The sequence below is a fragment of the Dyadobacter sp. CY327 genome, assembly GCF_021390415.1.
GTDB classification, from domain to species: Bacteria; Bacteroidota; Bacteroidia; order Cytophagales; family Spirosomataceae; genus Dyadobacter; species Dyadobacter chenhuakuii.
The window spans coordinates 1,453,408-1,478,787 of record NZ_JAJUXJ010000007.1 but is presented as its reverse complement, the minus strand read 5'-3'; the positions used below and the strand labels follow the sequence as shown (position 1 = coordinate 1,478,787).

The following is a 25,380-nucleotide window of genomic DNA, read 5'->3' as shown; positions in this document are numbered from 1 at the left end:
AAATAAACGGATTTGAAAAACTACTTATCCCACCACACTTTAATGTTGCTGTCGTCACCACCCATGGAAGCAACGGCTCCGGCCAGGGCCTCGGGGTTAAGCGATTGCAGATAAGTAGGATAGGGGACGCGCGAAGGGAATGTGTTTTCCGCCGGGATGCCCGCTCCACGCGGCAGCACAGGATATCCGGTTCTTCGTTTCTCGAACCACGATTGATAATCCACAAAAAAGAACGCATAATACTTTTGCAGCATAATTTGCTCCAATTGCTTTTCTGCGGAGGCCGCTGCGTTGAAGGCAATGCCAGGCTGATCAGCAAAACCTGCCGGAACGGTCACACCCCACTGCGCCATAGAAGCGGCGATGCCCGATTCATAATGCTGTCTGGCCGTGGAGCCGGTTTTGAAACCTTTCAATGCGAGTTCGGCTTTGATGAATTCAACTTCGGCCCAGGTCATCATTACGCCCAGCTGCGGCAAGGTTTTCAATGCATCCGAATAACTGGAATTGCTTCCCACGGCATATTCCAAAGTGGTAGGATAACCGCTTTCAATGCCCCGAAACACATTGTCACTCGCGGACTTCACCTGGGTTGCCCATGCGGCCCGACGCGGATCGCCGAGGTCGTTCATGCGGTCCATGAAAAATTTGGTATAATAATTCCCGTCACGCCAGTCCACCTGGCGGGCGTTGTAAAATGGATTGAAGAATGGAAATGTGCCTGGATAGCGGAAAATAGCTTCCTCCGAATTGGCCGTAAATACAGGGTTTGCAGCCGGATCAGCCAGAATAGCAGTAAGCTGTTCCTTTACATTCACTTCGCCCTCACGCTTTGAAATGCGGAGCAGTAACCTTAATCTGAGCGAGTTGCAGAACTTCTTCCATTTAAGAATCCCTGGATTTTTTCCGCCCGACAATGCATTGGCATTATAAAGCATATCACCACCGTAAGTAAGCGCTTTCGTGTCGTCCAGCAGCGTGTTGGCCGTTTCCAGGTTCTTTAAAAGCTGAATGTAAATGTCCTTTTGCTTATCAAAGGTCGGCTTAAAATTGCCTTCAATGGCTTTGGTGGCCTGCGAATAAGGCACGTCGCCGTAAAGATCGGTTAGAATGGAATAGGCCCAACTTTTGTAAATCAGCGAAATGGCCTTGTAATTATTTTCATTCAAACGATCCGCGATCAGGTAAATGTCTTCAATATCATTCAGATAGGTGTAAAAGTTGTTCCAAACGCCGCTTCCGGGATTTACAATGTAGCGGTGCAAACCACCTCCTCCGGCACTGGCCCGCGGCGCGTCCACCTGCATGAGCTCATGCGTAAAATTGCGGCTGGCATTCACTGTGCTGTTCACGATCTGGTATTGCAATTGTCCCAGCATCACGCCCGGGGTTATTTCTTTGGGGCGGTTGGGGTCCGTATTGAGCTCTTCGAAATTGTTGGTGCAGGATCCAAGTAGCGTTAGGATTAGCAAAAAGGGAATATATGCTTTTTTAAACATGGTTTCTTTGGATTAGAATTTCAGGGTAAGGTTCATTCCCATGGTCCGGGTGGAAGGGAATTGGGCCAGTTCTACACCCGGCGTCAGGGTGCCGTTGTTCAGGTTTCCGCCCTCCGGATCGAAGCCGGGAAATTTGGTAAAATTGAAAAGGTCCCTCCCGAAAACAGCCAGACTGGTCTGACGTACGCCGATTTTAGAAAGCAATGCCTGCGGCAGATTGAACTCAACCCTTAGCTCGCGGATTTTCAGGAAAGAAGCGTCGAAAATGTTGGTTTCGGCATTTGCGATCTGGTAATAGTTGTCGTAATAGGAGCTGGCGGGCACTTTTACGGTGTTAGGCGTAAAACTTCCGTCCGGCTGTTTCACCACACCCTGGCCAATGATCCCGTCTTCGCGGCCCGGTAATGTGACCTTTGTTTTGCCTAGTGTATTGTTTTTGTGGGAAGTTTGCGAGAACATGTCTCCGCCCATTTGTCCGTCTAGCAGCAGGCTTACACGCACATTGCGGATCGTAAATTCATTGGAAAAACTCGCTTTCCAGTCTGCAAATGCATTCCCCCATTTTTTGGCCGTTGGGTCCAGGGCGGCGGGAAGCCCTACCGAAGAATAAATGATCTGGCCATCCGGTGCGCGCTGAAAGCCGCGGCCATACATATCGCCCATCAAACCGCCCACGCGCGCTTCAATGCTCACATTGGTGTTATGCGCGTAAATGACCTGATTGGTAATGCCCGAAGCAAGCTCTTTTACATAACTTCTGTTTCTTGACCAAAGTAATGTTGTGTTCCAGCTGAAATTCCGGGATGTAACTGGTTTGCCCGTCAGCTTGATCTCCACGCCGCGGCTGTTGATAAGCCCTGCATTGATCAATGCATTGTTATATCCTGAAACCGGGTCCAACGGAATGGCCAGGATCTGGTTGCGGCTGTTGTTATTATAGTAAGCCACATCCAGGCCCACCAGGTTTTTAAGCAGGCGGATATCCAGGCCAAACTCATAACTGGCCGTGATCTCAGGTTTCAGGTCAGCATTGAAAAGGGTGTTGGAATTGGTAAAGCTGTTTCCGTAGATCCGGTCGTAATAGCGGGCCGTCTGATACGGACGCGTATCATTTCCAACCTGTGCCCATGAAGCCCGGAACTTGGCAAAGGAGATCGCACGCGGCAAGGCAAAAAGCTCGTTCAGCAAAAAGCTGGAACTCACGGAAGGATAAAAGAACGAGTTGTTGCCATAAGGCAATGTGCTTGACCAGTCATTGCGGCCAGTTACGTCCAAAAAGATTTTTTCGTCCCACGAAAACTGTGTCGCGGCGTAAATGCTGTTGATGGCTTTTTTGGTTTTCAAAGGATCGGCCACCGCCTGGTCCAAGCTGTTGGATATCTGGTAAATGCCGGGCTGTGCAAGCTGGTCGGCATACATGCCGGCAAAGTCGTACGACTGCCGCATGGCGTTACCTCCCGCCGAAGCCGTAACGTCGATCAGATTGGCTATTTTGTCTTTATAATTTAATAAAAAGTCCGTGTTGGACTCGTAGGTAAATACATTCTGCTCGCGATACATGCCACGCGGGTAGCGCGTCATGCTGAACGGGCGCTGCTGTGAACGGAATTCAAAGGCCATATCCAAGCCCGTGCGCACCATAAGGTCCAGTTTTGGAGAGATCTCGTAATTGGCCGACACATTGCCGATGAACCCGTGTTTGTTCATCTTGTTCAGCATTTCATACATGCCCAGGTAAGGGTTATCAGGCGTAGGGTTGAACGGGCTTCTTTGTTTTACATTTTCCAAACCTGGCTCCCAGTAAGGCTTAAACCATTCGGGCTTAATGTTCGGCGTCGTTCCCAGGATCAGGAAATACATGAGCGACTGGTTGTTATAGCCGGCCATAGGCAGATTGCCGCTTTTCTTGTTGGTGTAGTTTGCCTTCCCGTTAATTTTCAGCCTGTTCGAAACTTTCTGATTGACAGAAAGTGCCGCATTAATCCTCTCAAAGCCTGTGTTGGGGATAATCCATTTATTTTTCAAATGCGTCAAAGACAAGCGCGCAGAGCCGTTTTCTCCACCGCCTTCAACAGAAATACTGTTTGAAAATGTAGTCCCTGTCTGGAAAAATCCGGAAATGTAGTCTTTGTTGGCAACCCACGGCGTGCGGACCGTCGGGCGGCCGTCCGGTGCATCGGGGTTATACTGGTAATACATCTGGCCGTTGAACTTGGGGCCCCAGGCCCGCCCGGCTGCCACTGTGGTTGCGGTGTTAGGGCCGTCTTCGCTGTCGAGATAGGAAAAATAAGCGCCGCTTCTTCCTTCTCCATATTCAAACTGGTAGTCGGGATAGCGATTGATTTGTTCAAAACTGAAATTGGAATTCACCGTTACCCCAATGCCCCTGTCCTGACGAACGCCGGACTTGGTGGTGATAATGATGGCCCCGCCAGCGGCGCGGCTTCCGTACAATGCTGTAGCGCCCGGGCCTTTCAGCACGGTTACTTTTTCGATATCATCAGGATTAATGTCCGACAAGCTCGACCCGTAATCCACCGGACTGTCGGCAGAAAGGTGCGAATTAAAGCCTGTTCCTGTAATGCGGCTGCTGACCGGCACACCATCCACAACGATCAAAGCCTGGTTGTTGTCCAGGTTGAGCGAGGATTCTCCCCGCAATGTTATGCGTGCAGAGCCCATAGGTCCCGCGCCTGCACCCTGAATGTTCAGCCCGGCCACTTTTCCAGACAATGTATTGACCCAGTTGTTGGATTTGGCATCTTTCACTGCATTTTCATTGATAGTCTGCGCGGCAAAACCGAGTGATTTTTCTTCACGTTTGATGCCCAAAGCCGTAACAACCACCTCATTAAGCAGTTTGTTGTCCTCTTTCAATATAATGTTCAGCACGCTCCGGTTGCCGATTGTATGTTCCTCCGAAAGAAAACCAATGGCAGAAAAAATAAAAGTGGCGCTGGTCGAAGGCGCTGAGAGCGTATAGGCACCATTGCCATCAGTTGTCGTTCCCGAATTGCTGCCTTTGATAAGAATGCTTACACCTGGAAGAGCTTCACCCGTAGCGGCGGTTACCTTACCGGTGACGGTTACAGCCTGTGCGGATGTTTGCAGCGACATGCCGCAGCCGACCAGCAATGCAAAGATTGCGTGTAGTAAATGTTGTTTCATTCGTAATAGGGGTTAAGTGAGCGCCGGAAGCGTGGTTTGCGCCGGTCGTTTTTTAAAACCCCAAAGGTATTTCTGTCAGGTGCAGCAGGTTGTTAAGCGCAGGTTATGGATTTGTTATGAAAAAGTTGGCTGGTGATCTCGTTTCCAAACTTTTACATCATGTCTCTGTATAACCCGGCATCGCAGAACATCATATTTTATACCTCTTGCGGAAAGCCAGGAGCGAGAACAGCAAACCGCAGGCGGAGATCAGCAGGAGAGGTATTTTGTATAAAACCAATAAGGTAAGCGCTATAAATCCAAAGAGAAACACCTGGAATGCGTTTTCAGGCAATCCGGATCTTTTGTAAATATATAAATGCGAAACGATGACGATAGCAGCACCCAGCATGTACAACTGCAACACCGCTGAAAAGCCAAGGCCTCCGTGGCGGAGCATGACGATCGTCTCCGGCAAGACCAGCACCAAATGCGGAATGACTATACTGACCCAGCGTTTTGAGAGCGAAGCGGGCAACGATCTTCCCCAAAGCCAGATTTCACTTTCCCATTTATACAATTCCAGCGAAATGCCCAGATTGAGCAGGTAGGCAAGCGACATGCCCACAGCCGGCATTCGGATGTCGTATTCACCCGAGCTGTAATAAAGCATCGTTCCCGCGGCTACCAGCATTGCTCCCAGTTTACCCACCAGGAGGGTGATGCCACGCTCCCGCAAAAGCCACTCCATGGACCAATATAGCGAGGATGCAGGCCTTGGGAAAGGCCATTGTATGATTTGCTTTCCTTTGACCGGCACATATAAAACCGGCTTTCTGATGCGCCACTCCGCTGCGATAACCAGCATGACTATCAGAACAATGAAAAACGGAATTACCGGCCAAAGTCGGGTTGTCAGCTTGTCCTGAATGGCAATGACGAGCAGGTAAACACCGTAGTAAAGAACGGGTTGCAGTAAGCCCAAAGCCTGTATGGTGAACCTGCGCGTGCGAACGAAGGCCGGCCACGTGCGGACGTGATAAATGAACTTGTACTCAGGTAATTTCCAGGTGCTGATCAAAAATTGAATGCATATCAGGCTATAAATGAGCCAGATCGTAAAAAGTGCGAGCATTCCGTATGTGCCGCCGGTCAGGAAGAAAACGGCGAAAGCGTGGTGTTCATTGGCACTCAAAAACCCAAATAGCACGCCTAACAGCACCAGGAACGTTCCGGCGCGCTGCCTGAAAAATACTGAGACCGTGGAGACCAGCAGCATTTTCATAATGCAGTGGTCGCAATGAGTGTTTTGTCTTTTAACCGAAAACTTTGGGAAACATGCAAGCCTTCCTGCTCGAACAGCTGATGCGATGACAGCAGGAAAGTGACGCCGTTGCGATCATATTCCTTAATCAGTTCAAAAAGCACTTTCCGTGCTTCCCGGTCGATGGTGATCAGCGGCTCGTCGAGAATGATAACGGCGGGGTTTCCCAGAAATGCGAGCAGTAAGGACACCTTTTTCGCCATCCCGCTGGAACAGCTCCCGAATGGATTTTGCAGGTAATTAATCCCGAATGCTTCAATGAGCTTTTCACTTTGCCCCCGCGGAGCTCGCTGCGCTTCGGCAACGAAAGCGATCAGGTCTGCGGGTGTAAGAAACGAAGGATAAAGCGGCTCTGCTTCACCGAGATTCAGGCGGAGTCGGTATTCTACGGGATCTTTTTTTTGATCGTAAGTGCCGTCGAGTATGATGCTTCCGTCAAACGGCAACATACCGGCCAGCGTCCTGAAAAGCGTTGACTTTCCTGCGCCGTTCTCACCTTGTATCCAATAAATTCCCTTTTCAATTGAAAATGACGGGATCGAAAGAATTTCGCGCTCGCCATAACGCTGCCTGAGCTGCCTGATTTCTAAAACCATTGTAAAACAAATTTAAGGAATTCTAACTTTGCATTGCTCAAATGGTTGTTTTGGGCAGGCAAATTAAGAAAGGATCCTTTTGTAGTCCATCATCAGCGGAGCATCCGGCTGGAAATAAAGAATATTAAATTGACAAATGTGAAGACGGTACTGATTATTGATGATGAAGAAAAGCTCCGTTCACTGCTGGCCAGGATCATCCGGGCGGAAGGCTTTGAAGTGTTGGAAGCAGGCGATTGTAAATCAGGGCTGGCGAAGATAGATAACCCTTTGATTGATGCCGTGCTCTGCGACGTAAGGCTGCCCGATGGCAATGGCGTTGAACTCGTTCCCATTTTAAAAAGCCGTAACCCGCAGGCCGAGATTATTTTGCTGACCGCCAACGGCAACATTGCCGACGGAGTTCAGGCCATGAAAAACGGGGCGATGGATTACATTGTGAAAGGCGATGATAATGACAAGATCCTGCCGCTGCTGGACAAAGCAATTGAAAAGGCGCAGCTTAAAAAGAAAGTGAAAACGCTGGAAGCGATTGTTTCCAATAAATTTTCATTTGACAAAGTCATAGGAACGTCGCAGCCCATCAATGACGCGATCAGCCTGGCTAAAAAAGTGGCCGCAACCGACACGGCGGTGCTGCTCACCGGGGAGACGGGTACGGGAAAGGAAGTGTTCGCGCAAGCCATCCATTACAACAGCCCGCGTGCCGATAAAAACTTCGTTGCACTCAATTGCAGCGCTTTTGGAAGGGATATGATCGAAAGCGAGCTTTTCGGTTACAGGCAAGGCGCATTTACCGGCGCGCAAAAAGACAAACGCGGACTTTTGGAAGAAGCCCATAACGGGACGTTATTCCTGGATGAGATCGGGGAGCTGCCGCTTGAATTGCAGGCCAAATTATTGCGCGTGCTGGAAACGCACGAGTTCATTAAATTGGGTGATACTAAAACAATTAAATCAAATTTCAGATTGATCGCCGCCACCAACCGTGATTTGAAGACCGAGTCGGAGCAACACAGGTTCAGGGCAGACCTTTATTTCAGATTAAATGTATTTCAGATCCAGCTGCCGCCACTCAGGGACCGGGTAAAGGATATCCCTTTGCTGCTGGATTTTTTTCTTGATTATTTCTGCAAACAGTCCAATAAGCCGAACCTGGGCTATTCGAAAGATTTTCTTAAACACCTGGAAAGCTACGAATGGAATGGCAATATCCGGGAACTGAAAAATGTGGTTGAAAGGGCAGTGATCATCAGCGACGGTGAACTGGAAATTGCCAGCCTGCCATCCAATGTCCAGGAGTCGGTGCCATTGAAGAGTCAGCAGCTCTCCGCTTTTTCGATGGCAAGCATTGAAAAATTACACATTCAGAAAGTACTTAATTACTGCAAAGGCAACAAGGCAGAAACGGCCCGTTTGCTCGAAATTGGAATTGCTACGCTGTATCGCAAAATCGAAGAGTACGGCCTTCAAAGTTCCGGTCAATAGCCGGGCCAGCTGCTAAGGCACCCTATATTTTTGATAGGGTGCCCTATCAAAATGATAAGGTTCCAGAATATTAAAAATTCCCCCAAAAAGCATTAAATGGCTGATATATAGCTATTTAAATACGCAATGAAAAGTTTGGTATGCCTTTGGAATGTTTGGTATCAATGATCGCTCTTTCGGGCATCAGCGAACAGGCATTCACTTAAACATTACATATCATGCTTACAATCCTCTTAGTTGCCGCAGGCTGTTTATGCTTCGCGCTTTTTTACCAATCCGTCCACTTTTTTGAAAAGATCTGATCATGGCAGCATTACTTGTTGTATCCATCGGTGTGTTTGTCTACATGTGCTATGTGCTCATCAAACCAGAGAAATTTTAACGGGCCCGCTATCAATTTTTAAATAAAATGAACTCAGAAATTTTAGGCGTCATTGCCATGTATGGAGTTACTATCCTGATGGCCATCCCATTCGGAAAGTACATTGCCAAAGTCTACGCAGGAGAAAAGACGCTGCTCGATCCCGTATTCAATCCCCTGGAAAATATTTTCTTCCGCATCAGCGGCATCGACCGCAAAGCAGAAATGAACTGGAAACAACACCTCGTGGCCATGCTGACCATCAATTTTGTATGGTTCCTGCTCGGCATGTTTGTTTTGATGAACCAGGGCTGGCTGCCGCTGAACCCGGACGGAAATCCCGGACAAACGGCGGATCTGGCATTCAACACCAGCATATCCTTTGTGGTCAACTGCAACCTGCAGCATTACTCGGGCGAAAGCGGGGTAAGTTATCTTTCGCAGCTCTTTTTAATGTTTTTACAATTTGTAAGTGCAGCCACGGGGATGGCCGCAGCGGTTGTTTTATTTATTGCATTAAAACAAAAAGCGACCGACAAGCTTGGTAACTTTTACAATCTAATGCTGATCTCCTGCACGAGAATTTTATTGCCCGCGTCGATTGTCGTAGCCAGCATCCTCGCATTCAACGGCACGCCGATGACCTTTGAAGGAAAAGACAGCATGATCGGCATGCAGGGCGACACGGTGGCGGTCTCCACAGGCCCGGTGGCGGCTTTTGTGGCAATCAAACATTTGGGAACAAACGGCGGCGGGTTTTACGGGACCAACTCGGCCCATCCGCTCGAAAACCCAAATTACTTCACTAACATGATTGAAATGTTCTCGCAAATGATTATTCCGCTGGCCATGATTTTTGCGCTGGGATTCTTTTTGAAAAGAAAGAAAATGGCCTGGATGATCTTCGGCGTCATGACCATTGGGTTCTTGCTGCTTTGCTTGCCAACGATGATGTGGGAAGCAAAAGGTAACCCGGCCATTGCGCAAATGGGCATAGACATGAGCTCCGGCGCGATGGAAGGTAAGGAATCCAGGATCGGCAGTGCGGCTTCGGGATTTTGGAGTATAGCCACCACCGTTATATCCACAGGCTCGGTGAACTCCATGCACGACAGTGCCATGCCGCTATCCGGGATGATGCAGCTCCTGGCGATGATGACCAATGCATTTTACGGCGGCTGCGGGGTCGGGATCCTGAATTTCTTCATCTTCATCATTCTGGCTGTATTTATCAGCGGACTTATGGTAGGGCGTACGCCTGAGTTTTTAGGTAAAAAAATTGAAGGACGTGAAATGAAGATCGCCATGATCGTAGCCCTTCTGCACCCATTATTGATATTGGCCGGGACGGCGCTGGCAGCAGCATTCCCCGCAATCACCTCCGCCAATCTGAACAATCCCGGTTTTCACGGATTCAGCGAGATGCTGTATGAATACACTTCTTCGGCAGCCAATAATGGGAGCGGGTTTGAAGGGCTGGGCGATAATAATCCGTGGTGGAACATTACAACAGGCTTTATACTGATCCTTTCGCGCTTCATCCCCATCATCGGGCCCGTCGCGATTGCAGGACTTTTAGCCAATAAAAAATATATCCCCGAAAGTGCAGGCACGCTGCGGACGGATTCAGCCACATTCGGGATGATGGTCATGGCCGTCATCGCTATTATCACGGCCCTTTCATTCTTCCCAGCATTAACCCTAGGCCCAATCGCCGAGTATTTCAGCCTGTAATCAGCAAAAGTTAACTGACTAACAACATCAAACGGGCACCGGAATTGAAGCCGCGCTCCTAACATCCAATGAAAAATCAAAATGCATCCTTGTTCCAAAAGGATCTGGTGAATCAGGCTTTAAGACAGTCTTTTACCAAATTGAACCCCAAAATCATGTTTCGTAATCCGGTCATGTTTACCGTTGAAATAGGCACATTCGTCATGTTTGTGGTGTGTTTGTGGATCTTAACGGGAAACACTTCCCAGGGCAGTTTTGGCTATAATTTTGTGATCTTTCTGATCCTGCTGCTCACATTATTGTTTGCCAATTTCGCCGAAGCCATCGCCGAAGCACGGGGAAAGGCACAAGCCGACAGCTTACGTAAGACACGCGAAGAAACACCCGCCAAACTAGTCGTCGACAACAAACCCGGCTTCTCTGTATCGACCCAAAGTGTGATGTCGGCTCAGATGAAAAAAGGGGATATTTTTATCTGTGAAGCCGGCGACAACATTGCCACCGACGGCGAGATCATCGAAGGGCTCGCCACCATCGACGAGAGTGCCATTACAGGTGAATCTGCGCCAGTGATCCGCGAAGCAGGCGGCGACAAAAGCAGCGTCACGGGTGGCACGAAAGTGCTTTCCGACAAGATAAAAGTCATGGTAACGACTGCGCCGGGCGAGAGTTTTCTGGATAAAATGATTGCCTTGGTAGAAGGTGCCAGCCGCCAGAAAACGCCCAACGAAATCGCATTGACTATCCTGCTGGCCGGGTTTACACTGGTGTTTGTGATCGTGTGTGTGACGCTGAAACCCTTCGCCGATTATTCGAATACGCCCATTACTATTGCGGCATTCATCTCCCTTTTCGTATGCCTGATCCCGACTACGATCGGCGGGTTGCTTTCAGCGATCGGCATTGCGGGCATGGACCGTGCGTTGCGTGCCAATGTGATTACTAAGTCGGGTAAAGCCGTGGAAACAGCCGGCGACATAGATGTGCTTTTGCTGGACAAAACGGGAACGATCACCATTGGAAACAGAAAGGCCACGCACTTTCACGCTGCAAAAGGCATTGCCGACAATCACTTCATCAAAGCCGCCGTACTCAGCTCAATCGCCGATGAAACGCCGGAAGGAAAATCCATCCTGGAACTGGCCAATGCTACGCCGACATCTTACCAGATTTTCAATCCCACATTCATCAAGTTTACCGCCGAAACACGCAGCTCCGGCGTCGACTTCGAAGGCACACGAATCCGCAAAGGCGCATTTGACTCGATCCGCAACCTGGTTACCAGCGCTGGAAATGCGTTTCCTGCCGAAATTGAAGAAAGTGTAAAAGCGATTTCCAACAATGGCGGCACACCGCTCGTGGTTTCGGAAAATGAGCGTGTGCTGGGGGTGGTTGAGTTGCAGGACATTATCAAGCCAGGCATCAGCGAACGTTTTGAAAGGCTTCGTAAAATGGGTGTCAAAACGGTGATGGTAACCGGCGATAACCCGCTTACCGCCAAGTTTATTGCCGAAAAAGCGGGTGTGGACGATTTCATCGCCGAAGCCAAGCCCGAGGACAAGATGAACTACATCAAAAAAGAGCAGGAAGGCGGTAAGCTCGTGGCCATGATGGGAGACGGAACCAATGACGCACCCGCCCTCGCACAAGCTGATGTAGGCGTGGCCATGAACAGCGGCACGCAGGCAGCCAAGGAGGCCGGTAACATGGTGGATCTGGACAATGATCCGACAAAACTGATCGAAATCGTCGAAATTGGAAAGCAGCTGTTAATGACGCGCGGAACGCTGACCACATTCTCGATTGCAAATGACGTCGCTAAATATTTCGCCATCATTCCAGCCCTTTTCATCGCCAGCATCCCAGCCTTGCAAGGCCTGAATATCATGCGCCTCAACAGTCCCGAAAGCGCCATCCTGTCCGCCGTAATTTTCAACGCCGTCATCATCCTGTTCCTCATCCCGCTGGCACTAAAAGGCGTGGCCTACAAACCCATAGGCGCCAGCGCCCTGCTAAGAAGAAACCTCTTCATCTACGGCCTGGGAGGCATATTGGTGCCATTCGCAGGCATAAAGGTCATTGACCTGGTAGTAAGTATCTGGATTTAAATTATTGATCGTAATGACCATAAACACTCAAGACAAAAATGTCACCGTCGGAAAGGACCTTATAGATCAGCCGATGTTCATCCGTAATGCGCCTGCTCCAGCATCCCTTATACTGATGTTTAAGACCCTCGGGTTTTCCGATTCCGTCGAAGGGATGCTTTTGAATGTCGGTGATGAGTTCGAAGACTTTTTTTACAAGCCGGGGTTCGCTTTTAGACCATTGGGTCAGGTCTTCAATGGCGTTAATATCAAAGATAATCCGGCTCACGAATTTCCCAGATGTTTCGCAAACTGGTCAAACGCATCTCCGTTAAAGGTGATGACATTGCCCTTCTCGAAATTTTCAAGTGACTTATCCAGCCGTGAGAAATACTCTTCCCGGGTTTCAAGGCGAAGTGTGCCTGATGAAGGCTTCTCCGTAATGCTGATCGTGATTTCAGAGTCTTGAGAACCACTTAATAATGTTCTGATTTTGTCAATCAGTTCGTCCGTGAATTCAGAGGATCGAACGCGCAGCAATGCTTCCATAGATTCCAATTTTTTTTAAAGTTAAAAATTTAAGCAAATGAAAACGAACATATTTCCCGCAATCAGATTAACCATTGTAACGCTGCTGTTTTTCTGTGTGGTTTACCCGGCTGTGGTTTGGGCAATTGCGCAAATGACGCCCGACGGTGGTCGGGGTGAGACGGTTACTGCTGATGGTAAACGTTACTATGCCAACATTGGTCAGAAATTTACAGCAGACCGGTTTTTCAACAGTCGCCCTTCCGCTGTGGAGTATAATGCGGCTGGAAGCGGCGGGAGCAATAAGGGACCTTCCAATCCGGAATATCTCGCTGTGGTGCAGGCCAGGATCGATACATTTTTGATGCATAATCCGGGCGTTGACAAGAAAGATATTCCCGTCGAGCTGGTGACTGCTAGCGGCTCCGGACTTGATCCGGATATTTCGCCTAAGGCTGCGTTGATCCAGGTAAAAAGGGTGGCTGCTGCTCGGAAAGTTTCCGAAGAAAGAGTCGCACAGCTTGTCAGCGAGCACACGGAAAAACCATTATTAGGCATGTTTGGACCTGAAAAAGTGAATGTGCTGAGCCTAAATATAGCTTTGGAAAAATTATAAAAACATGCCCTGATCCTTACCGGCAGCGACGCGGGGAGCGAGGTTTTCAACAGCGCCGCTACATTCATTTACAGTACATTTTCAATGAAAAGTTTATTATTGGCTGCATTCGGTTTAGTAATTCTAAAATCGGCTATGGCGCAGGATTCCACGAAAACTACGAACCCTTTGACAATCAGCGGATATGCAGAGGCTTATTACAATTACGATTTCAACAGGCCGCTCAACAACACGGCTCCGGGCTTTCTTTACAATTTCAACCGCATTGGCGAAGTGAATCTGAACCTCGGCTTTATCAAAGCAAACTACACAACCGACCGCGTGAGAGGTAACCTGGCCCTGGCAGCCGGAACCTACGTGAATGCGAACTATGCGGCCGAGCCGGGCGTACTCAAAAATGTCTTTGAAGCCAACATTGGTCTGAAAATTTCAAAAAATGCGAACCTATGGCTGGATGCCGGGATCATGCCCTCGCACATTGGTTTCGAGAGTGCTGTCGGCAAGGATAACTGGGCATTGACCAGGAGTTTGGTGGCTGAAAATACGCCCTACTTTGAGTCGGGCTTGAAGCTGGGTTTTACAACACAAGATGAAAAGCTTTATGTGTCCGCCATGTATCTCAATGGTTGGCAACGCATTCAGCGCGTGGATGGAAACACTACGCCCGCCTTCGGGACGCAGGCTACCTATAAGCCGGCCGCTAATGTCACATTGAATTACAGCACACTCATAGGATCAGACAAGCCGGATAGTGCCAGGCTCATGCGTTATTATCACAACTTTTATGGTGTTTTTCAGCTTGCCAAAAAGTTCGGGATCTCGGCCGGTTTCGACTACGGAACGGAGCAAAAAGCAAAGGGAAGCAGCGAATACAACAACTGGGTGGTGCCCACATTAATCGTACGCTATTCCCCATCTTCAAAGGTCAACATAGCAGCGAGAGGTGAATATTTTCAGGATCAAAACGGCGTTATCATTGCGACGGGCACGGAGAATGGTTTCAAAACTTTCGGCCTGTCCGCCAACATTGACTATGCCATTTTCCCGGCCGTGCTCTGGCGCGTGGAAGCCAGAAACCTGAGCAGCAAAGACCGGATATTCCTTGAAAGAAATCAGGCAGGAGCGGAAGCAATGTCCAGAAAGAATAACTTTTTTCTGACCACTTCAATTTCAGTTGCTTTTTAATATTTAGTCAAGTCAGTTAGATAACATATTTATTGATATTGTCTCTCATAAGGACAGTTGTCAGCCTGAGCGGAGTCGAAGGCACGTTACCAAGAAGTAGCGCGCCTTCGACTGCCCGGCGGACCGGTCCGCTCAGGCTGACAATAACACTGGCATCATTCACTGAATATTCAATTTCAAAACAAAATCAACCCTACACCTAAACCCAATGTCCGAAACCAACCCCAGCGCGCAGCATTTTCTCGATCTGATCAAAAAATCGAGGCGTGGAAAATTCAAGATTTACATTGGCATGAGTGCTGGTGTTGGCAAGACATTCAGGATGTTGCAGGAAGCGCACGCCCTGCTGCGCAATGGCATCGATGTCAAAATCGGCTATATTGAAACGCATAACCGGAAAGAAACGCACGATCTGCTCGACGGACTGCCGGTGATCCCGCGCCGCAAACTTTTTTACAAAGGAAAAGAACTCGACGAGCTCGATGTGCAAGCCGTGATTGGCCTCAGGCCGGAGGTTGTGGTGGTGGACGAGCTGGCGCATACCAACATTGAAGGCAGCAAAAATGACAAGCGCTGGCAGGACGTGCTCGAAATCCTCGAAGCAGGCATCAATGTCATCAGCGCAGTGAACATTCAACACATTGAATCGTTGAATGAAGAAGTAAAAGGCATTACGGGCGTGGAGGTGAAAGAGCGGATTCCGGACAGCGTGCTTGGCGCAGCGGACGAGGTTGTCAACATTGATTTAACCGCCGACGAGCTCATTACGCGACTGAAAGAGGGTAAAATTTACAAGCCTGAAAAAATCCAGACAGCACTTAATAACTTTTTCAAACCCGACCATATCCTGCAACTCCGCGAGCTTGCATTGAAAGAAGTGGCGAGCCAGGTGGAGCGTAAGGTGGAAACGGAAATTCCCAAGCTGGTTGCCTCGAAAAGGGAGAAATTTCTGGCCTGTATCAGCAGCAACGAAAGCACGGCCCGGCATGTGATCCGCAAAACGGCGCGGCTGGCCAGCTATTATAACAGCAAATGGTTTGTCCTTTACGTGCAGACCCCGAACGAAAGCCAGGACAAGATTGCATTGGACAAGCAGCGGCATTTGATCAATAATTTCAAACTGGCCACCGAAATGGGCGCGGAGATCATCCGGGTCCAGGATACCAATGTGTCTGAGGCAATTATACAGGTTGCCGAGCAGCGTGAAATTACTACGATTTGTCTGGGTAAGCCGCATATAAACCTGCTGCGGGTGATCCTGGCAACCAACGTTTTTAATAATCTTTTGAAAAAACTTTCATCTTCTGATATCGACCTGGTTATCTTGTCTTAGCGTAACCACTTCGCCTTTTTCTATGAAAATAAAAACCAAACTGCGACTCGGACTGGGCGTGCTGTTTCTGATGATCCTGGCATTGTCCGTGATTGCCGCGGGCTACATTTATACGCTCAAAGAAGACACTGAAAACATCTTGCAGGACAACTATAAGACGCTGGATTACAGTCGCAGCATGTTCCTGGCCCTCGATCAGATCCACCAGGGCCCCGAAGCAGGAGCCAGATTTGAGCAAAACCTGAAAGAACAGCGGTCGAATGTGACCGAGCCGGGAGAAGGGGAGGTGACCAATAAAATTGCGGGTCATTATGATTCTCTGAAAAAAGATTTGAATAACCCACAAATGCCGGTCCTGATCAGAAATGATCTGGCTGAGCTGACGCGCATTAACATGGAAGCGATCCGGGCGAAGAGTGACAAGGCGCTGGATACGGTGCATTCGGCGTTTATCTGGATCGCGCTGACGGGAACCGTTTGCTTTCTGATCGCTTTGACCCTGCTGGTCAATTTGCCGGGTAATGTTGGCAACCCGATCCGCGAGCTGACGGAAAGTATCCGCGCAATTGCGGCGAAGAATTATGCCGAGCGGCTGCATTTTTCGGGTAAGGATGAGTTTGGAGAGCTGGCGAGTTCATTTAATACGATGGCCGAGAAACTCGAAGAATATGATAACAGCAATCTTTCGCAGATCCTGGTGGAAAAGAAGCGCATTGAAGCCCTTATCAACAATATGCACGAGCCGGTTATCGGTCTGGATGAAAACAAAAAGGTGCTGTTTGCCAATGAAGAAGCCGTCAAGATTACCGGCATTGCCGTGAGTGATTTATTGGGAAAATCGGCCATTGAGCTGGCAGAGCAGAATGATCTGATCCGTGCGTTGATCGAGGAAAAAGAAGGGCTGCATGCCAATAGCGCGAACGCCGCAATGCCGTCGCTGAAAATTTATGCAGACAACAAAGAAAGTTATTTTGAAAAAGAAATCGTCGATATCACGATTGTTCCGACGGGTGAGCGACTGAAAAAATTCATCGGTCAGGTGATCCTATTGAAGAACATTACGCCTTTCAAAGAGCTTGATTTTGCCAAAACCAATTTCATCGCCACCGTTTCCCACGAACTGAAAACACCCATCGCTTCCATCAAAATGAGCCTGCAACTGCTGGAAAGCCAGCATACCGGGGATCTGAACGAGGAGCAAAAACAATTGATGTCCAGCATTAAAGAAGACAGCAACCGGCTGCTGAAAATCACCGGCGAGCTGCTGAATATGTCGCAGGTTGAAACGGGGAATATTCAGTTGAACATCCAGTCGAGCAGCCCGTATGCAATCCTGAAATACGCCATGGATGCTGTCAAAACACCGATTGAGCAAAAACGCATCGAGCTCGTGGTGCAGGCAGAACATCAGCTCGCCGACGTAAAGGCGGATATGGAAAAAACGGCCTGGGTACTAATCAATTTCTTGACTAACGCAGTCCGTTATTCACAGGAAGACAGCAAAATTCACATCCAACTCACACCCACACAGCAAGGCGTCAAATTCCTGGTTCGGGATGAGGGTAAAGGCATCGACAGCCGTTACCGGACCAAAATTTTCGACCGCTATTTTCAAGTTCCCGGCAGCTCAAAAAGCGGCAGCGGCCTCGGGCTGGCGATCAGTAAAGAGTTCATCGAGGCGCAGGGCGGCAGCATTGGCGTAACAAGCGAAATCGGGATGGGCAGCAGTTTTTACTTTGAGCTTGCCAGCGCCTGATTGCTTAGATGCGACCTGTTAAATAGATTCAGACGCTTTTGGCACCTCGGAGGAAACGAATTTTGCCTTAACGAACTGCCATACGATCGGCAACACCGATAATGCAATGATGGCTAAAACCACTTTTTCAAAATTGTCTCTCACCATCGGGATATTTCCAAGAAAGTAGCCACCGATCGTTAGACTTACTACCCATAGGATGGCTCCGATAATGTTGAATTTGAAAAACACGCTATAATTCATTGTGGCAATACCCGCTACAAACGGGGCCAGCGTCCTGACTATGGGCACAAACCGGGCAATGATGATCGTTGAAGGGCCATATTTCTCATAAAATCCCTGCGTTCGCGCAAGATGCTCGGGTTTGATCAGCGTGGTTCCCATGAATTTGATTCCCAGTACTTTATGTCCAAAATATCTGCCAAACAGATAATTGCAGGTGTCTCCCAGTATTGCTGCTATCAGGAGCAAAATCACAACCAGCCATATATTCAGGGATTCCGGATACTTGGCCGCCATCATGCCAGCTGCAAAAAGCAACGAGTCACCCGGCAAAAAAGGCATGAAAACAACACCGGTTTCAATAAAAATAATCATAAAAAGAATGACATAGGCCCATGCCCCGTAGTCCTGAATGATTTGTCCGAGATGCTTGTCCAGGTGAACAAACAGGTCGATGAATTGGTCAAAAACCTCCACTGTGAATGTAATTTAAACTTGACTTCAAAAACCAAAATAGATGCTGGCATCATCAAAACGCCGCATTTTTATTTTTGCAGTTGTAAAATTACAGGTATAATGGTGATTAACCTAATGTTGGATCAAATGATTAGCCATGTTCGCATTGTTAATGAGCCTTACTTCATAAAAAGCCGTGCAAAATGATTTTCCAAATGGCTCCGCATGGCGTTGCGCAACTGCTCGGAATTCCCGTTTTCAATGATTTCCACCAATCCTTTGTGCGAGACGAAATTTGCATTCGATGAATATTTGCGCAGCAAACCGCTTTTGTGCACATAATCGAACACGGGTAAAAGCAACCGCTGGAATTTTTTCATGGTCTCATTGCGCGTGATCTCATAGAGTTTTCCATGAAATGCGATCTCATGCTCGATCTGGAAAAGCATCCGGTCGGAGGATGAGGGCTCGTTTTCCACTAGAACTTTCAAAGCAGCGATATCATCGGGCGTAACGCGCTCCATAATAAAGTCAGCCATCCCGATTTCCAGCGACAGGCGCATTTCAAAGATCTCTTTCAATGTATTGCCATCCAGGATCTTCGGGTTCATGCTTTTTTCCAAAATCGAAACCAGGTCGGGGCTGGTGATCACAGCGCCGCGGTGCTTTTTGGATTCCACCAATCCCATCAGCCGCAAGCGCAGCATGGCCTCCCGCACCACCGTCCGGCTTACCCCGAGCGACTGCGCCAATTCCAATTCTTTGGGGATGGAGTCGCCCACTTTGAAATTCTTTTCAATAAATAAAGCAATCAGGTTACTCTCAACTTTGTCTACCAGCGAGCTGGTGTCAATGCTCTTGATGTTGTGAAAAATGTCGTCCATTTGAAGCGTAAGGCGTATTATGTATGACAAATGTGCGGGTTTTCTTCCAATCCGCAAGTGGATTTTTTTATTATCAATTTACCATCATAAAAAATAATTTTCACAAGATGCTTGGAATCAACACCGTTAACCCTCTACCTTTATTATGTCATACATAATACAAATCCTAAAACTTAATCTTTTATGAAATTCAACATTACGCGCCTAAAAGTGCTTTTGAGCCTTGCCGGGGTTTGCCTGGCAATGGCTCTGCAAGCGCAGTCGGGAAGGTTACTCACCGGCAAGGTAATTTCCGAGGACGACAAGCAACCGCTTCCGAACGTCACGGTTTTGCTCAAAGGAAAAAGCGTTGCCACAGAAACTTCGGTGGACGGCGACTATTCGATCCAGGTGAGCGGCGGCGATGTGGTGCAGTTCAGAATGGTGGGTTACGTGATCCAGGAAGTGCCCGCTGGCGCGGCTCCAACGCTGGATATAGTTCTTAAACCGGATGTTTCCTCGTTGAATGAAGTCGTGGTAACCGGTTATGGATCAGCCAGTCGGACCAAGATCACTTCGTCCATTGCCAAGCTGGACGCCAAGGTTTTGGAAACGGGTATGCGGTCCAATCCGGCCCAGGCGCTTGCCGGGACCATTGCCGGTGTGCGCGTATCGACGGCAACGGGCCGACCCGGCTCAGTAGCAACCATCACGTTGCGCGGCGGGACCAATTTCGACGGCAGCGGAAGTCCGCTTATCGTAGTGGATGGACAGGTGCGCGGCTCGCTGAGCGACATTAACCCGGATGACATTGAGAGCATGGAAGTGTTGAAAGATGCTTCTGCCACAGCTATTTACGGAGCGCGCGCCAGCAACGGTGTTGTGCTGATCACTTCCAAAAGAGGGAAGGCCGGTTCTTCTTCTATTACATTTAAATCCAAAACCGGGATCAACTTCCTGAATGTGCCTTACGACTATCTCAACGCGGAAGATTACATTAAATGGACGCGGATGGGCGTGGTGGAAGCCATTAAGAACGGCGTTACCACTTCATCACTGCTCAGCGGCGTTGGTCCGCGCGGCACAGGCAACTTATATAAAGATGCAAATGGCAACATTCTGGACGGAAACTACGATTCCCGCGCGATATGGAGCACGATGCGTCTCACCGACCAGAACCGCGAATTGCTGAGTGCAAACGACGGCTGGAAAACGATGAAAGACCCTATTAAAACCAGTGAAGCAGGCGCTTACGATCCCAACGGGACGAATGCGGATCTGATCTATAAAGGCTTCAATTACGGTGATTATGCATTCAAATCGCCCGCTATTTCTCAGGATTATAACGTTGGGATGAATGGAGGAAATGAAAAAGGCGGTTACTATGCCAATTTGGGATATTACAATGAAGACGGACTTTCGCTGGGCACATTCTATCGCCGGTTAACCTTTACATTGAATGGTGATTACAAGATCAAAAGCTGGCTGAAATCGGAGAGTAGTCTGGCATTTGCACGTGCTAACTGGCGGGACCAGTCGCTGCAAAACGGCGAGGCAAACTACTGGGGCAGAATGCTTTCCGCGCCACCTACGATGCGCGGGACGAATGCTAACGGAGAGCTGATCCTCGGTCGCGATGCCAACGACGGCAATCCCAGCCTGAACCTGGACAAGTACAAAAGAAGAAACCAGTCCGACAAATTCACGCTCGGGCAAGCATTTAAAGTTGATTTCAGCGATGACTTGTTTTTGCGTGTGGGCGGGATATTAATGTACGACGAGGCCGAAGCCGAATCCTTCAACCGCGACTTCCGGATCGGGATCATGAGCGCGACTAATCCGAACACAGGCTGGAACAGGGACAGGGCTTCATCCGCAGGCTTCGACCGCACCATCCGTCAGACTTACAATGCCATTTTGAACTATAAGAAATCATTCCTCGGCAAAAGCTACATCGACGCCATGGCCGGATTTGAATATTACGACGAAGCCACGCGAGGTTTCTCTGCAGCAGGCAGACTGGCGCCCACAGACGATTTTCAGGATCTCGGCCTGACGATCAACGACGCCAACACGCGCAGCATCGATTCCTACCATACCCAGGAACGCATTATCTCGGGTTTTGCCAGATTGAATTATGATTACGACGGCAAATATCTGGCTTCGTTTACAGTTAGACGTGATGGTTATTCGAGGCTGATTGGCGATAATCAATTTGGCACGTTCCCGGCATTCTCCGCGGGGTGGCTTGTGCATAAGGAGGAATTTATGGCCTCTACCCAGCAATGGCTTTCTTTCCTGAAACTGCGTGCGAGTTATGGAAAAAATGGCAACATCGGCATTGGTACCAACAACGGAATCGGCGTTTATGAGTTGCAGGGTGCTTATAGTTCGCAAATTCCCTATAATGGCAGCATTGGATTTTTGCAAACCGGCGTAGCCAATCCGAACCTGAAATGGGAGAAGAGCAATACGGTGGAAGCGGGCGTGGAAATGGGATTTTTCAATAACCGCATTACAACCAACCTTGCCGTTTACAACCGCGTGACTACGGACAAAATTGCCAGCGTATTGCTGCCGACATCCGCAGGCGTGACGAGCATTCGTACCAATAACGGAAGCATGCGCAACCGCGGCGTGGAGCTGGAAGGAATTTTCAAGGCGGTCCAAAAACAGGATTTCACTGTGCAGATCGGAGCGAATGCGGCTTATAACAAGAATCTGGTGCTGAAATTGCCTTTCAATGGCAATGCCAATAACCGCCAGGGCGGGCAGCGCATTTACGATCCGCGGTCAGGCAATGTGATCTGGGCGGGCGGCTTGCAGGAAGGGCAGGAGCCGGGTGAAATCTTTGGTTACTTGAGCGACGGCATCATCCGCACGGGCGAAGATCTTGACAAATACAACAAAATAGACATCGCCGCCGGCGAAGTGCAATATGGCGCGTCGGCCGGAAAACGGGTGGCAAGCAATGCATTGATCAATTCTAAAAATCTGAACAGGGCCACTTACATTTCGACGCAATTGGGCGATATGATGTGGAAAGATCTGGATCAGAACGACACGATTGATACGCGGGACATGGTTTCACTGGGCCGGACGATTCCAAGATGGACGGGCGGTTTCAACACGACGATCCGCTGGAAAAACCTCTCGCTTTTCGCGCGGATGGACTTTGCACTGGGACACAAACAAATGGATTTCCAGCAAATGTGGTCGCTGGGCAGCTTCCAGGGCGAATTCAATGCAACCGAAATGGTAAAAGAAACCTGGACGCCCGACAACCCGGATGCAAAATATCCGCGCTACACCTGGGCTGATCAGCTGAATTCCAAGAATTTCGACCGGCCGAGCAGCATGTTCTGGGTGAACTCGTCTTACCTCGCATTCCGCGAAGTTTCCCTGAGCTACACTGTTCCCTCATCGCTGTTGCAGCGGGCTAAAATTGCTGGGTTAACATTCACCGCGACGGGCCAGAACCTGGGCTATGTGACCAACAAAATGCTGAGCCTGCCCGAGCGCACCGGCTCGCAAAACAGCGCTTATACTATTCCTACAACCCTTATTCTCGGAGCCAACTTCACTTTTTGACATGATGAAAAAAATCAGAATTTACATCTGCTGGGCACTGCTTTCGGTGCTGGGCAGCTCCTGCCAGGATGCGCTTGAACTCGTTCCGCAGGATTATTTCGGGGACAGCAACTTTTGGCAGAACGAGTCGCAGGTAAGCAATTTTATGGTGGGTTTGCACAAGCAATTCCGTGATAATCAGTTTCAGTTTCTGCGCCTGGGCGAAATGCGCGGTGGAAATTACAGCACGGTCGACCGCCAGGCGACGTCCCTGAACGAGTTGCCCGTGATCGAACAGCGGCTTGAAGAAACGTCCTCAGGCGTGAACAACTGGGCCGGATTCTACGGGCCTATTTTGCAGCTCAACTTATTTATACAAAAAGTAGAAGCCATCACATTCCTGTCCGAAACGCGCAAAAGTTACCTGTTGGGCCAGGCTTATGCCATGCGCGCTTACTATTACTTCCACTTGCTTAGAACTTACGGCGGCGTGCCGCTTGTGCTGGAAGCGGATGTTTTGAATGGGACCACCGATGCGGTGATTTTACGGAAAGCACGCGCAGCCGAGGCGGATGTGCTGGCGGCGGTGAAGGCGGATGTGAACAAGTCGATCTCGCTTTTTGGCGTGCAGGCTGCGGTTACTGATAAAAGTCAATGGTCGCCCAATGCAGCTTTGATGCTGAAAGGAGAGGTTTTTCTGTGGTCTGCCAAAGTGTATGGCGCAACGGCCGATCTGGCGGAAGCCAAAACAGCATTGAATGCAGTGACCGGCGCGGCATTACTTCCAAATTTTGCCAATGTATTCGCCTATAATCAAAAAAATAACAACGAGATCATCTTCGCGATCCGTTTCCGGGTGGGCGAGGCTGAAATGAGCGGCGTAGCGGCTTACACTTACTCGACTTTCAACTTCAACGGGCTGCATTATAAAGACTCGACGGTGAGCGCAGGCGTAGGAAATTTCCTCGTGGACCCGCTCGTACTCGCCGCGCCTAATTCGCAGCAGGTGATCCAGCGGTATGCTTACACGTTCGAGCTTTTCCAATCTTATGATGTGGCCGACAGCAGGCGCAACGCGACTTTTTACGATTATTACAAAGTAAATACAGACGTGAAACCCAATGTGACCACGATCAAAAATACAGCATTGGTCAAATTCCTGGGAACAATTGATGCCAACAAGCGCTATTTTTCCGACGACTGGCCCGTTTACCGCGAAGCAGATCGTCTCCTAATGCTGGCCGAAATCACGAATGCAGAGGGCGGCGATCCCACACAATTCATTCAGCCCGTGCGTGACCGCGCGTTTGCGCCTGCGAAAGATCCGAAGCCATTTAAGAATGCAGGGAAAGATGCCAACGAGCTGGCAATTTTCGAGGAGCGTACCAAAGAATTTGTACACGAAGGAAAGCGCTGGTACGACCTGCGCCGGATGAAGTATGGCGCTGAACCTCTTATATTTAAGAGCACAAACCAACCTTACGGAGTCTTGGACAAAACCACCCAGGCGTACCGGATTTTGTGGCCTATCGAGGCGGCCATCTGGACCAACGATCCGCTTGTGGCGCAGACGCCGGGTTACACCACTGCAAGACCTAATTAAGCATCAGATTTTCACTAATATATTATGAATTTACATTTGAAAGGCCTCATTGCCGCTCCGTTTACACCCATGCGCGCCGACGGCAGCCTTAACCTGGATTTGATCCAGGCTTATTATCAATTTTTAAAACAAAACGGCATCAAAGGCGCATTCATCTGCGGCTCCACGGGTGAAGGCGTTTCCATGACCGTTTCCGAGAAAAAGCAGGTGGCCGAGGCGTGGGCAGATTGCGCCGGTGACGACAATGATTTCACCATTATGCCGCTGCTGGGCGGAACCTGCCTTGCCGATTGCATTGAGCTGGCCAAACATGCCCAGGAAATTGGATTGGACGCGGTTTCATTCACGAGCCCGTTTTATTTCAAACCCGCCAATGTGGAAATGCTGGCGGAATGCATTATCGCCATTGCCGAGCGCGTGCCGGACATGCCCTTCTACTATTACCACATTCCGGTGCTGACCGGCGTCGGTTTTGCCATGTTCGATTTGCTGAAAGCCATTGACGGGCGAATTCCGAATTTTGCGGGCATCAAGTATACGCATGAAGATTTTATGGATTTTCAATCTTGCCTGAATTTTCAGAACGGCAAATATGATATGCTCTGGGGACGTGATGAAAATATGCTTTCTGCGCTGGCTGTCGGCGCGAAAGGTGCAGTAGGGAGCACATTCAACTATGCCGCGCCACTGTATCATGCGCTGATCGAGGCATTTGAACAAAATGATATGGCCAAAGCGGGCGCGTTGCAGCAGCAGTCGATTGATATGATCCGCCTTTTGGGCAAATACGGTGGGATTTCCGTTGGTAAGGCTTATATGAAGGTTGTTGGGATGGATTGTGGTACATTTCGCCTGCCGGTAAAAAACATGAGCGAGGCGCAGTTTGACGCATTCCAATCGGACGTTGCCGCGCTGGATTTTGATACATTTAAATCAGGCCAGGCGATGGCCAAAACCACTCATTGATGCAGCGCCAGATTCCTTTTCTCTGTTTTCTACTTTGCTTACATTT

General features: G+C 49.1%; 19 protein-coding genes. 11 read left to right on the top strand and 8 right to left on the bottom strand.

The window, feature by feature from the left end; all coding sequences use genetic code 11:
• Nucleotides 1-20 precede the first annotated feature (20 nt).
• From LZG74_RS22465 to LZG74_RS22450, 4 genes are all read right to left on the bottom strand, one after another.
• Nucleotides 21-1,499 (bottom strand): SusD/RagB family nutrient-binding outer membrane lipoprotein, encoded by a 1,479-nt coding sequence (locus LZG74_RS22465; protein WP_233798733.1) that lies wholly within the window; start codon nt 1,497-1,499, stop codon nt 21-23.
• Nucleotides 1,500-1,511: 12 nt separating this feature from the next.
• A complete protein-coding gene (locus tag LZG74_RS22460; RefSeq protein ID WP_233798732.1) occupies nt 1,512-4,667 on the bottom strand; it encodes a SusC/RagA family TonB-linked outer membrane protein in 3,156 nt (1,051 codons plus the stop codon).
• A gap of 190 nt (nt 4,668-4,857) precedes the next feature.
• Nucleotides 4,858-5,931, bottom strand: a complete 1,074-nt coding sequence (locus tag LZG74_RS22455) for a hypothetical protein (protein WP_233798731.1) — start codon at nt 5,929-5,931, stop codon at nt 4,858-4,860.
• The gene (locus LZG74_RS22450) at nt 5,928-6,566 is read right to left on the bottom strand and encodes an ATP-binding cassette domain-containing protein (protein WP_233798730.1); all 639 of its coding nucleotides are present in this window, start codon (nt 6,564-6,566) and stop codon (nt 5,928-5,930) included. The genes LZG74_RS22455 and LZG74_RS22450 overlap by 4 nt, the downstream gene beginning before the upstream one ends.
• A gap of 138 nt (nt 6,567-6,704) precedes the next feature.
• Here LZG74_RS22450 and LZG74_RS22445 point away from each other — a divergent pair, with 138 nt between their 5' ends.
• The 4 genes from LZG74_RS22445 (at nt 6,705) to kdpB (ending at nt 12,257) form a co-directional block, all read left to right on the top strand.
• Nucleotides 6,705-8,054: a sigma-54 dependent transcriptional regulator gene (locus tag LZG74_RS22445; protein ID WP_233798729.1), complete on the top strand. Its 1,350-nt coding sequence runs from the start codon at nt 6,705-6,707 to the stop codon at nt 8,052-8,054.
• Between the two features lie 304 nt (nt 8,055-8,358).
• Nucleotides 8,359-8,436, top strand: coding sequence for a K(+)-transporting ATPase subunit F (gene kdpF / locus LZG74_RS26610; RefSeq protein WP_084439444.1), 78 nt, complete (start codon nt 8,359-8,361; stop codon nt 8,434-8,436).
• Nucleotides 8,437-8,463: 27 nt separating this feature from the next.
• The gene (gene kdpA, locus LZG74_RS22440) at nt 8,464-10,149 is read left to right on the top strand and encodes a potassium-transporting ATPase subunit KdpA (protein WP_233798728.1); all 1,686 of its coding nucleotides are present in this window, start codon (nt 8,464-8,466) and stop codon (nt 10,147-10,149) included.
• Nucleotides 10,150-10,217: 68 nt separating this feature from the next.
• Nucleotides 10,218-12,257 carry a potassium-transporting ATPase subunit KdpB gene (gene kdpB / locus LZG74_RS22435; RefSeq protein ID WP_233798727.1) on the top strand — a complete coding sequence of 680 codons (2,040 nt, stop codon included), beginning with the start codon at nt 10,218-10,220 and terminating at the stop codon, nt 12,255-12,257.
• A gap of 1 nt (nt 12,258) precedes the next feature.
• Here the strand turns inward: kdpB and LZG74_RS22430 are convergent, their stop codons facing one another.
• Both LZG74_RS22430 and LZG74_RS22425 read right to left on the bottom strand, forming a co-directional pair.
• Nucleotides 12,259-12,525: a Txe/YoeB family addiction module toxin gene (locus tag LZG74_RS22430; protein WP_233798726.1), complete on the bottom strand. Its 267-nt coding sequence runs from the start codon at nt 12,523-12,525 to the stop codon at nt 12,259-12,261.
• Nucleotides 12,522-12,785: a hypothetical protein gene (locus tag LZG74_RS22425; RefSeq protein WP_233798725.1), complete on the bottom strand. Its 264-nt coding sequence runs from the start codon at nt 12,783-12,785 to the stop codon at nt 12,522-12,524. Before LZG74_RS22425 ends, LZG74_RS22430 begins: the two co-directional genes overlap by 4 nt.
• Before the next feature lie 37 nt (nt 12,786-12,822).
• Here LZG74_RS22425 and LZG74_RS22420 point away from each other — a divergent pair, with 37 nt between their 5' ends.
• The 4 genes from LZG74_RS22420 to LZG74_RS22405 all read left to right on the top strand — a co-directional run bounded on the left by LZG74_RS22420 (nt 12,823) and on the right by LZG74_RS22405 (nt 17,654).
• Nucleotides 12,823-13,380: a K(+)-transporting ATPase subunit C gene (locus tag LZG74_RS22420; RefSeq protein ID WP_233798724.1), complete on the top strand. Its 558-nt coding sequence runs from the start codon at nt 12,823-12,825 to the stop codon at nt 13,378-13,380.
• A gap of 84 nt (nt 13,381-13,464) precedes the next feature.
• The gene (locus LZG74_RS22415; RefSeq protein WP_233798723.1) at nt 13,465-14,565 is read left to right on the top strand and encodes a porin; all 1,101 of its coding nucleotides are present in this window, start codon (nt 13,465-13,467) and stop codon (nt 14,563-14,565) included.
• A gap of 208 nt (nt 14,566-14,773) precedes the next feature.
• Nucleotides 14,774-15,898: a universal stress protein gene (locus tag LZG74_RS22410; RefSeq protein ID WP_233798722.1), complete on the top strand. Its 1,125-nt coding sequence runs from the start codon at nt 14,774-14,776 to the stop codon at nt 15,896-15,898.
• Between the two features lie 22 nt (nt 15,899-15,920).
• A complete protein-coding gene (locus tag LZG74_RS22405) occupies nt 15,921-17,654 on the top strand; it encodes an ATP-binding protein (protein ID WP_233798721.1) in 1,734 nt (577 codons plus the stop codon).
• Nucleotides 17,655-17,672: 18 nt separating this feature from the next.
• Here the strand turns inward: LZG74_RS22405 and LZG74_RS22400 are convergent, their stop codons facing one another.
• On the bottom strand, nt 17,673-18,353 hold the full coding sequence (locus LZG74_RS22400; protein ID WP_233798720.1) for a VTT domain-containing protein: 681 nt from the start codon (nt 18,351-18,353) through the stop codon (nt 17,673-17,675).
• A gap of 158 nt (nt 18,354-18,511) precedes the next feature.
• Complete coding sequence (locus LZG74_RS22395; RefSeq protein ID WP_233798719.1) at nt 18,512-19,246, bottom strand: FadR/GntR family transcriptional regulator; 735 nt, start codon at nt 19,244-19,246, stop codon at nt 18,512-18,514.
• Between the two features lie 153 nt (nt 19,247-19,399).
• On the opposite strand from LZG74_RS22395, the gene LZG74_RS22390 reads away from it, so the two are divergent.
• The 3 genes from LZG74_RS22390 to LZG74_RS22380 are packed head-to-tail and all read left to right on the top strand — an operon-like array spanning nt 19,400 to nt 25,334.
• Nucleotides 19,400-22,786 (top strand): SusC/RagA family TonB-linked outer membrane protein, encoded by a 3,387-nt coding sequence (locus tag LZG74_RS22390; protein ID WP_233798718.1) that lies wholly within the window; start codon nt 19,400-19,402, stop codon nt 22,784-22,786.
• Nucleotide 22,787: 1 nt separating this feature from the next.
• Nucleotides 22,788-24,368: a RagB/SusD family nutrient uptake outer membrane protein gene (locus tag LZG74_RS22385; protein ID WP_233798717.1), complete on the top strand. Its 1,581-nt coding sequence runs from the start codon at nt 22,788-22,790 to the stop codon at nt 24,366-24,368.
• 24 nt (nt 24,369-24,392) lie between these two features.
• Nucleotides 24,393-25,334, top strand: coding sequence for a dihydrodipicolinate synthase family protein (locus tag LZG74_RS22380; RefSeq protein ID WP_233798716.1), 942 nt, complete (start codon nt 24,393-24,395; stop codon nt 25,332-25,334).
• The last annotated feature ends 46 nt before the right edge of the window (nt 25,335-25,380 follow it).